We start from the raw sequence: 7,490 nt of genomic DNA, 5'->3' as shown, positions 1-7,490 counted from the left end.
GCTCGGTGATCGCGCTGGCCAGCGCCGAGCGGGACGGCGCGGGGCTGAGCGGGCTGGTGCTGTCCGGACCGATCGGGGTGTCGCCGGAGCTGGCCGAGACGGTGTCCGCCCTGGACGGTGCCGTGGCCGCCGGGCTGGGAGACCAGCCGCTGGACGCCCTCGGCGCCTTCAACGAGCCGTTCGAGCCGGCCCGCACCCCCTACGACTGGTTGTCCCGTGACCCGGCCGAGGTGGACGCCTACCTGGCCGACCCGCTCGCCGGCGACCAGGTGCCGCTGACCCACGGGTACGCGGCCGGGGTCTTCGGCATGTCGGTCCGCGCGGCCAGCCCGCAGGGGGTCGCCGCACTGCCCGCAGCCCTGCCGGTGCTGCTGCTGTCCGGGCAGCACGACCCGGTCGGCGGCCGGGACGCCGAGCAGGTCACCGCCCTGGCCGAGCTGCTCCGGGAACGCGGTCTGCCGGTCGACCAGCGGGTCTACCCCGAGGCGCGGCACGAGGTCTTCAACGAGACCAACCGCGACGAGGTCGTCGCCGACCTGCTCGGCTGGCTGGACGACCGTCTGGCCGGCTGAGCCCGCCGCTCCGACACCCGGCTCCGGCCCTGGAGCTGGCCGCCCCGGCCACCGGCGCCCGCCCTGGAGCTGGCGGCTCCGGTCTGACGGCAGTGCCGCCCGAGGGCGGCGCGGCGGTCAGCGCCGATCGTCGCGGACGTCGAGCAGTCGTGCGCCGACCGGCTCCGGCAGCCGGCCGGCGCCCACGGCCCCGGCGACGTCGGCCACCGCGGCCTGGGCGGCCTCCGGGCCGGCGACCGCCCAGGTGGCCCGGCGATCAGCGCCGTCGGCGCTGCAGAGCTGCACCAGCCACGGATGCGTGCGCTCCCGCTGCCCCGTCTGCCACGCCCGCCGGGCCCACATGACCAGGCCCAGGGCGGCCGGCCCGCCGCCGGTCACCGCGAGCGCGTCGCGGAGTGCCACCGCCTCGTCCCGGAGCGGGTCCTCGCTCGCGCCGGGCGCGCCCGGGCCCTGCCAGCGCGCCGAGCGGCCCAGCACCCAACTGGCCCGCGGCAGGGCCGGGGGTGCCTCCGGCGCAGCAGCCCACGGCAGCAGCAGCCGGCCGACCGCACCGCTGTCCGGCGGCGTCGCGGGGGACGGCAGCACCCCGGCGCGGTGACAGCTGACCCGCCAGTGCCCACCCCGGCGATCGGCCACCACCACGCCGTCCCGTTCGCTGCTCGCCGTCGCACGCATGCCCACCCCGTTCGTCCCCGGTCACCGACCGGGCCACCCTGGCAGCTGCAGCCGGAGTGGTGCCGGCGTCGTCCACAGGCGAGGGCGGCGGGTGGCCCGGCCGGTCCCGTGCAGGTCAGCGGGCCGATGGGGGACACGCCCCGCGGCGGGGGTCGGGCGGCCGACGGAGTGTCGGTGTGCGGACCTAACCTGGGGGGCATGCCCGACCCGTCCACGTACCGCCCAGCGGTCGGCAGCATCCCGGAGAGCCCCGGGGTCTACAAGTTCCGCGACCCGGCCGGCCGGGTCGTCTACGTCGGCAAGGCCAAGAGCCTCCGGCAGCGGCTGAACAGCTACTTCGCCGACGTCTGGGGCCTGCACCCGCGCACCCGGCAGATGGTCACCACCGCGGCGAGCGTCGAGTGGACCGTCGTCGGCACCGAGGTCGAGGCCCTCCAGCTCGAGTACAACTGGATCAAGGAGTTCGACCCCCGGTTCAACGTCCGGTACCGGGACGACAAGAGCTACCCCAGCCTCGCCGTGACGCTGAACGAGGAGTACCCGCGGCTGCAGGTCATGCGCGGCCCCAAACGCAAGGGCGTCCGGTACTTCGGCCCCTACGCCCACGCCTGGGCGATCCGCGAGACGGTCGACACGCTCACCCGCGTCTTCCCGGCCCGCACCTGCTCCAACGGCGTCTTCAAGCGGGCGGCGCAGATCGGCCGGCCCTGCCTGCTCGGCTACATCGGCAAGTGCGCAGCGCCCTGCGTCGGCCGGGTCAGCGCCGAGGAGCACCGGGAGATCGTCGACGACTTCTGCGACTTCATGGGCGGCCGCACCGAGCAGATGATCCGCCGGCTCGAGCGGCAGATGACCGAGGCCGCCGAGGAGATGAACTACGAGCGGGCCGCCCGGCTGCGCGACGACCTCGGCGCGCTGCGCCGGGCCCTGGAGAAGCAGGCCGTCGTCCTCGGTGACGGCACCGACGCCGACGTCGTCGCCTTCGCTCAGGACGAGCTGGAGGCCGCCGTCCAGGTGTTCCACGTCCGCGGTGGCCGGGTGCGCGGGCAGCGCGGCTGGATCATCGACAAGGTCGAGGACGTCACCACCGGCCAGCTGGTCGAGCAGTTCCTGCTGCAGGTCTACGGCGGGGTGGACGAGGAGACCGGCACCGGCGAGGTGGGGGAGTCCGTGCCCCGCGAGGTGCTCGTGCCCGAGCTGCCCGACGACGCGGAGGTCTACGCCGAGCTGCTCAGCGAGCTGCGCGGCTCCCGGGTGTCGTTGCGGGTGCCGCAGCGCGGGGACAAGCGCAGCCTGATGGAGACCGTCGAGCGCAACGCCAAGGAGTCCTTCACCCGGCACCGGGTGAAGCGGGCCAGCGACCTGACCGCCCGGTCGCTGGCGCTGTCGGAGATCCAGGAGGCCCTGGACCTGCCCGAGGCGCCGCTGCGGATCGAGTGCATCGACATCTCGCACGTGCAGGGCACCAACGTCGTCGCCAGCATGGTGGTCTTCGAGGACGGCTTGGCCAAGAAGTCCGACTACCGGCGCTTCTCCGTGGCCCAGGGCACCGACGACACCGCGGCGATGGCCGAGGTCGTGCGCCGCCGGTTCGCCCGGCACCTCAAGGAGGAGCAGGACCGCCGGGACGAGCAGGGCGTCGCCGCGGAGGAAGGACGGCCGCGCCGGTTCGCCTACCCGCCCAACCTGCTGGTGGTCGACGGCGGCGCCCCGCAGGTGGCCGCGGCCAGCCGTTCGCTGGCCGAGCTGGGCATCGTCGACGTCGCCGTCTGCGGCCTGGCCAAGCGGATGGAGGAGGTCTGGCTGCCCGACGACCCCGACCCGGTCATCCTGCCGCGCACCTCCGAGGCGCTCTACCTGCTGCAGCGGGTGCGCGACGAAGCACACCGGTTCGCGATCACCTACCACCGGCAGAAGCGATCCAGCACCATGTTGGTCTCGCTCCTGGACGACGTCCCGGGGCTCGGCGACACCCGGCGGAAGGCACTGATGAAGCAGTTCGGATCCCTCAAGCGGCTGCGTGCGGCCTCGGTCGAGGACCTCACGGCAGTGCCCGGCATCGGCCGGCGCACGGCCGAGGCGGTGCTCGCCGCGGTCGCCGAGCCGGTGGCCGCGGGCGCCTCGCCCGACGTGGTCGCCGAGGACGCCGTCGAGCTGGAGCCATCGGTCGCCACCGGGGCGCCGGCCCAGGGGCCGGACGCCGACCAGACCGCCGAGTCCGGCCGGGTCCACCCCGCCGCCGGGCAGCCGGCATGACCGCCGGTCGCGCAACGCCGGCCGGGCCGCAGAGCGACGTCCCGCCGGCGGCCGACGGGTCGAGCACCGAGCTCGCCCCGCTCGACGTCGTGGTCGTCACGGGTCTGTCCGGAGCGGGCAAGAACAGCGCCGGCCGGGTGCTGGAGGACCTCGGCTTCTTCGTGGTCGACAACCTGCCGCCGGCCCTGCTCCAGCCGATGGTCGAGCTGGGCGCCCGCGGCGACCTGCGCCGGTTCGCCGCCGTCGTCGACGTGCGCAGCCGGGCCTTCTCCAGCGACCTGCAGGAGTCCATCCGGCAGCTCGCCGAGGCCGGGCACCGCCCGCGCGTCGTCTACGTGCACGCGCGCAACGAGGTGCTGATCCGGCGCTACGAGTCGGTCCGGCGCGAGCACCCCCTGCAGGGCAACGGCCGGCTGATCGACGGCATCGACACCGAGCGGGAGCTGCTCACCGGCATCGCCGGCGACGCCGACCTGTGGATCGACACCAGCGACCTCAACGTGCACCAGCTGCGCGCGACCCTGGAGGCGTCGTTCGTACCGGACGGCGAGCTGCCGGAGGTGGTGGCGACCGTGCTCAGCTTCGGCTTCAAGTACGGCCTGCCGCTGGACGCCGACCTCGTCGTCGACGCCCGGTTCCTGCCCAACCCGCACTGGGTCCCGGAGCTGCGCCCGATGACCGGCCGGGACGCCGAGGTGCGCGACTACGTGCTCGCCCAGGACGACGCCGGGGCGTTCCTGGACAGTTACGGCGAGGTGCTGCGGCTGCTGCTGCCCGGCTACCGGCGCGAGGGCAAGCGGTACCTCACGCTGGCGGTGGGGTGCACCGGCGGCAAGCACCGCAGCGTCGCCATCGCCGAGGAGTTCGCCCGTCGGCTCAACGCCGAGGGCGTCCCGGCGACCGCGCGCCACCGTGACCTGGGGCGCGAGTAGTGGAGACCCCCGGCCTGCGGGTCGTCGCCCTCGGCGGCGGGCACGGGCTGGCCGCTGCCCTGGCTGCCTGGCGACGGCTCACCGCGGAGCTGACCGCAGTGGTCACCGTCGCCGACGACGGCGGTTCCTCGGGGCGGATCCGGCGCGAGATGCCGGTGCTGCCACCCGGTGACCTGCGGATGGCGCTGGCCGCACTGGCCGGCGAGTCCCCGCGCACCCAGCAGATGGCCGACCTGCTCCAGCACCGCTTCGGTGGCACCGGCGTGCTCGCCGGGCACCCCGTCGGCAACCTGATGCTGACCGGCCTGACCGAGATGCACGGCGGCGACACGGTCCGGGCCCTCGGCGTGCTGGAGGAGCTGCTCGGGACGCGTGGCCGGGTGCTCCCCATGTCCGACGTCCCGCTGGACCTGGTGGCCACGGTGGCCAGCGTCGACCCCGACGACCCGCAGGAGACCCGCCGGATCCGGGGTCAGGTGGCGATCGCCTCCACCCCCGGGCACGTCGAGGACATCCGGGTCTCTCCGGCCGACCCCCCGGTGCCACCGGAGGTGCTGGCGGCGATCGCGGCGGCCGACGTGGTCAGCCTCGGGCCGGGCTCCTGGTACACCTCCGTGCTGCCCCACCTGCTCGTCCCGCGGCTGCGGACGGCGCTGGCGGAGACCGCGGCGCGGGTGGTCGTGGTGCTGAACCTCGAGCCCCAAGTGGGGGAGACCGACGGCTTCTCGCCGGAGGAGCACCTGCGCGTCCTGCTGGCCCATCTGGGAGGCGTGTCGCTGCACACGGTGATCGCGGACACCGCTGCGGTTGTTGACCGGCGTGGTCTGCTGTCTGCTGTGCAGGCATGTGGTGCAGAACTGGTGCTGGCACCGGTGGCTGCACCCGACGGGACACCACAGCACGATCCCTCCCGGCTCGCTGCCGCACTGGCCTCCGTGGTCGGTGCGCGGTGACCGGCAGGGCAGTGGCCGGACACGGGGACGACCGTGACACCGGCCGGCACACAGGGGGAAGGGAACACCGCTGATGGCGATGACGGCGATGGTGAAGGACGAGCTCTCCCGCGTGGAGTGCACGAAGACCTCGGAGCGCAAGGCCGAGGTGACCGCGCTGCTGCGCTTCTCCGGTGGCCTGCACATCGTGGGCGGCCGGGTGGTCATCGAGGCGGAGCTGGACACCGGCTCGGTGGCCCGGCGGCTGCGCCGGGACATCAGCGAGGTGTACGGCTACACCAGTGGCGTGAGCGTGCTGGCCGGCGGCAACATCCGCCGGGGCGTGCGCTACCTGGTCCGGATCGCCAAGCACGGTGAGGGCCTGGCCCGGCAGACCGGGCTGGTCGACCAGCGGGGCCGGCCGGTCCGTGGCCTGCCGCCGTCGGTGGTCTCCGGCGGGATCGGCGACGCCGAGGCGGCCTGGCGGGGCGCCTTCCTGGCGCACGGGTCGCTGACCGAGCCGGGGCGTTCGTCGTCCCTGGAGGTCACCTGCCCCGGGCCCGAGGCGGCGATGGCGCTGGTCGGTGCGGCCCGTCGGCTGGGCATCGCGGCGAAGGCCCGTGAGGTGCGCGGCACCGACCGGGTGGTCGTACGGGACGGCGACGCGATCGGTGCGCTGCTGACCCGGATGGGCGCCCACGACGCCGTCCTGGCCTGGGAGGAGCGGCGGATGCGCCGCGAGGTCCGGGCCACGGCCAACCGGCTGGCCAACTTCGACGACGCCAACCTGCGCCGCTCGGCGCGGGCCGCGGTCGCGGCGAGTGCCCGGGTCGAGCGGGCACTGGAGATCCTGGCCGAAGAGGCCCCGGAGCACCTGCTGGTCGCCGGGCGGCTGCGGCTGGAGTTCGGTCAGGCGTCGCTGGAGGAGCTCGGCCAGCGCGCCGACCCGCCGATGACCAAGGACGCTGTTGCCGGGCGCATACGGCGTCTGCTGGCGATGGCCGACAAGCGCGCCAAGGACCTCGGCATCCCGGACACCGAGTCCGTGGTGACCGACGACATGCTGGCCCAGTAGCAGCGGGAGCACCCTGCCCCGCTCGCTGCGAGCCCCGTGGGGCAGGCGTTCCAGCACGGCACGAGACGTCCGCGACGTCTCTCCCGGCCACCGGGGGAGACGTCGCGGACGTCTGTGCACGCCCCGTCCGGCGAGGCGGGTGCGCGGTCGGAGGCTGCTCGGCGGGCCGATAGGCTGTCGCCGGAATGTGGTCGTGCGCACGCACGGCCCACGGGCGCCGCTGGGCCGACCGGTCCGGCTGGGCATCACGGTCTGGGAGGTCCTCAGTGACGGTACGGGTCGGCATCAACGGGTTCGGTCGGATCGGCCGCAACTTCTATCGGGCGGTCGCCGCCAGCGGGGCCGACGTCGAGGTCGTGGCGGTCAACGACCTGACCACGCCCGAGACGCTCGCGCACCTGCTCAAGTACGACAGCATCCTGGGCAAGCTGGCCGAGGACGTCTCGGTCGTCGGTGACGGCATCAAGGTCGGCGGCGCCACCATCAAGGTGCTGGCCGAGCGCGACCCGGCGAACCTGCCCTGGGGCGAGCTGGGCGTCGACGTCGTCGTCGAGTCCACCGGCTTCTTCACCAAGGCCGACGACGCGCGCAAGCACGTCGACGCCGGTGGGGCCAAGAAGGTCATCATCTCCGCGCCGGCCACCGGCGACGACCTGACGATCGTCATGGGCGTCAACCACGAGCAGTACGACGGCTCGCAGACGATCATCAGCAACGCGTCCTGCACCACCAACTGCCTGGCCCCGCTGGCCAAGGTGCTCCACGACGCCTTCGGCATCGAGCGTGGCCTGATGACCACGATCCACGCCTACACCGCCGACCAGAACCTGCAGGACGGCCCGCACAAGGACATGCGCCGCGCCCGCGCCGCCGCGCTGAACATCGTCCCGACCTCCACCGGTGCGGCCAAGGCGATCGGCCTGGTGCTGCCGGAGCTGAAGGGCAAGCTCGACGGCTACGCGCTCCGCGTCCCGGTGCCGACCGGCTCGGCGACCGACCTCACCGTCACGCTGTCCCGCGAGGTCACTCTCGAGGAGGTCGACGAGGC

General features: G+C 74.2%; 7 protein-coding genes. 6 read left to right on the top strand and 1 reads right to left on the bottom strand.

All coding sequences use genetic code 11. The features are described 5' to 3' along the window. Positions 1 to 572, top strand: a 572-nt coding sequence (locus G5C62_RS24065; RefSeq protein ID WP_164702998.1) for a serine aminopeptidase domain-containing protein, incomplete at its 5' end; no start/stop codon positions are given. Between the two features lie 117 nt (positions 573 to 689). On the opposite strand, the gene G5C62_RS24060 is transcribed toward G5C62_RS24065, so the two are convergent. Then, positions 690 to 1,247: a hypothetical protein gene (locus G5C62_RS24060; RefSeq protein WP_156119281.1), complete on the bottom strand. Its 558-nt coding sequence runs from the start codon at positions 1,245 to 1,247 to the stop codon at positions 690 to 692. A gap of 198 nt (positions 1,248 to 1,445) precedes the next feature. Here G5C62_RS24060 and uvrC point away from each other — a divergent pair, with 198 nt between their 5' ends. From uvrC to G5C62_RS24035, 5 genes are all read left to right on the top strand, one after another. Continuing rightward, on the top strand, positions 1,446 to 3,503 hold the full coding sequence (gene uvrC / locus G5C62_RS24055) for an excinuclease ABC subunit UvrC (protein ID WP_164702997.1): 2,058 nt from the start codon (positions 1,446 to 1,448) through the stop codon (positions 3,501 to 3,503). Further along, complete coding sequence (gene rapZ, locus G5C62_RS24050) at positions 3,500 to 4,435, top strand: RNase adapter RapZ (protein ID WP_036338714.1); 936 nt, start codon at positions 3,500 to 3,502, stop codon at positions 4,433 to 4,435. The genes uvrC and rapZ overlap by 4 nt, the downstream gene beginning before the upstream one ends. Beyond that, positions 4,435 to 5,388 carry a uridine diphosphate-N-acetylglucosamine-binding protein YvcK gene (gene yvcK / locus G5C62_RS24045; RefSeq protein WP_036338712.1) on the top strand — a complete coding sequence of 318 codons (954 nt, stop codon included), beginning with the start codon at positions 4,435 to 4,437 and terminating at the stop codon, positions 5,386 to 5,388. The genes rapZ and yvcK overlap by 1 nt, the downstream gene beginning before the upstream one ends. Before the next feature lie 73 nt (positions 5,389 to 5,461). Then, positions 5,462 to 6,442, top strand: coding sequence for a DNA-binding protein WhiA (whiA, locus tag G5C62_RS24040; RefSeq protein WP_164702996.1), 981 nt, complete (start codon positions 5,462 to 5,464; stop codon positions 6,440 to 6,442). Between the two features lie 266 nt (positions 6,443 to 6,708). Further along, positions 6,709 to 7,490: type I glyceraldehyde-3-phosphate dehydrogenase (locus G5C62_RS24035; protein WP_164702995.1), on the top strand; the 782-nt coding region annotated here is incomplete at its 3' end.

This window comes from Modestobacter sp. KNN46-3 (assembly GCF_011039295.1).
Note: the sequence above shows the minus strand (reverse complement) of the source record. Positions and strands in the feature narration are given on the sequence as shown.